Source organism: uncultured Thiodictyon sp. (genome assembly GCF_903946935.1).
GTDB lineage: Bacteria > Pseudomonadota > Gammaproteobacteria > Chromatiales > Chromatiaceae > Thiodictyon.
Genome location: NZ_CAJAXH010000138.1, coordinates 1 through 1,805, shown reverse-complemented (window position 1 = coordinate 1,805; position 1,805 = coordinate 1). Strand labels below are relative to the sequence as shown.

Here is a 1,805-nt window from a genome sequence, read left to right as displayed (position 1 = left end):
CCCATCATATCAACGTCTTGGGCCGCTACGCCTTCTTGCTGGCCGAGCAGGTCGCCCGCGGCGGGATGCGACCCCTCCGGGGGCCGGAGGACGATGACTGGTCCTTAGCGTAAGTTTTCGTTCCGATGATTGTCAGACCCCGTCTTCGACGAGGGGCGGCTGTTCTGGCCCGCCGCCAGCCTGCACCTGCTGGCCGATGGGGACGAGACCCGCTGGTCCTTTTGGGCGGTCGAGGCGGGTCTACCCACTACCACCCGCCGCGCGATCGAGGACCTGGGGCTGGCCGACGAGGCCACACGGGAACTGGAGGGCGGTGCCCTCGAGACCGTCCTGACCCGCCGCGATTTCGCACGATTCGGCCTCCCGGGCACCGCCCCCGGACTACCAAGAACCCTGCGCATCAAGACCTATCGGGCCGACGGCGCCATCGCCGCCTGGACCATCACCACCCGAGGAGGGCCGCTGACATGAAAGGCACCATCACCGCACTGCCGGATGGCCACAATCGAGGCTACGTCCAACCCGAGACGCCCCGCAGCGGCCTCCGGATCCTGGACGCCCAGGCCATCGCCGGCGCACCAGCAGACTTGCGGCTTGCCGTCGGGACCAAGATTGCTTTCGATAGCGAGGGCCGAGCCGGCTTCATGTTCGCTGTCAACTTACGAGACCCCACGTCCGAGCCTGCTCTTGCGGTGCCGCCCGCGCAGCAGAACGCCGCCACGCCCGCCACGCCAACCCCCAACCCGACCGCCGACCCGGAACCGGTCGCGACTGCCCCCCTACCGACACCTCTAGCGCAAGGAGGGCAACCCGTGCGCCCGTCAGCAGCATTGGATAACCGGCCCGCGCCCGCCCGCCCGCATGAATCTCAGACAGCGACCATCGCGCCCCGTCAGTGCAATCAGCATCAGCCGCCCGCGACCCTGCCCGGTACTCGGGAGACGACCCCTGCCCCTTATACCTTCGTACCCGTCCACACCCAGGGCGGCAGCGTGACGGCTCACCTCGCAGCCCCGATCCTGCATGACGGTCAACCGGAAACCGATCGCTTCAGCGGAGAGTTGCGCATCGAAATCAAGGCGCTCACCCCGTTGCTCGCCGGTCAACACCGTTACGAGTGGCGCCGTTTGCGCAAGGCCGACGGGGAGCCCTTGCTCGCGGACCATTTCCGCCCGGCAAAGAAGATCCTCGAACCGGCCGTCATCGACCTCAAGTCAGGCCAGCCGGCGACGGTGCCACCAGGGACAGTCGCATCGGATACTGCGTGGGCGACCCGGCGCGTCCTGATCCCGGGGACCAGCATCAAGGGGCCGATCCGCCAGGCCATCGCCGCCATGCTCAATGCACCCATGGAGCGGGTCGGCGAGCGGTATCTGTCGTATCGGCCAAATGTCGATACATCAAACGTCACGAACCCGCGGTACAAGCCCTTTGCCGCGGTTGTACAGACCGTGCATGCTAATGGTTCCGCCGTGGTTAAGCTCCTCAAGAAACTCACTGACGTTCTCTTCGTGGAATCACCTGACGCACTTTTTGGTTCCACTGAGCAGCCCTTTTAAGGTGTCATCAACATATTGTAAGATAAGTGTATTTTCAGCGCTACCCGAGAGCCCCAGCAGCCATGTTTGGCGAAATCCTCCAGAAATTTGCCGAGAAAAGTCCTACTACCGTCATGGTACGCGCCCTGCTGGAGCAGTTGCTCAATGCCGAGAAACTGGACCAGTGGTTTGAGGTCACGCGCCAGACCCAATACACGCGTGACATTCTGTTCTCGTCGCTCGTGGGACTGATGCTGCAAGTCGTAT

At 64.1% G+C, this 1,805-nt stretch carries 2 protein-coding genes and 1 pseudogene; all 3 read left to right on the top strand.

All coding sequences use genetic code 11. The features are described from left to right. Positions 1–129 precede the first annotated feature (129 nt). A complete protein-coding gene (locus QZX93_RS12225) occupies positions 130–471 on the top strand; it encodes a hypothetical protein (RefSeq protein WP_295389387.1) in 342 nt (113 codons plus the stop codon). Next, positions 468–1,559, top strand: coding sequence for a hypothetical protein (locus QZX93_RS12220; RefSeq protein WP_295389385.1), 1,092 nt, complete (start codon positions 468–470; stop codon positions 1,557–1,559). Before QZX93_RS12225 ends, QZX93_RS12220 begins: the two co-directional genes overlap by 4 nt. A 62-nt stretch (positions 1,560–1,621) precedes the next feature. Continuing rightward, a pseudogene (locus QZX93_RS12215) lies at positions 1,622–1,805 on the top strand (IS4 family transposase); the annotation flags it as partial.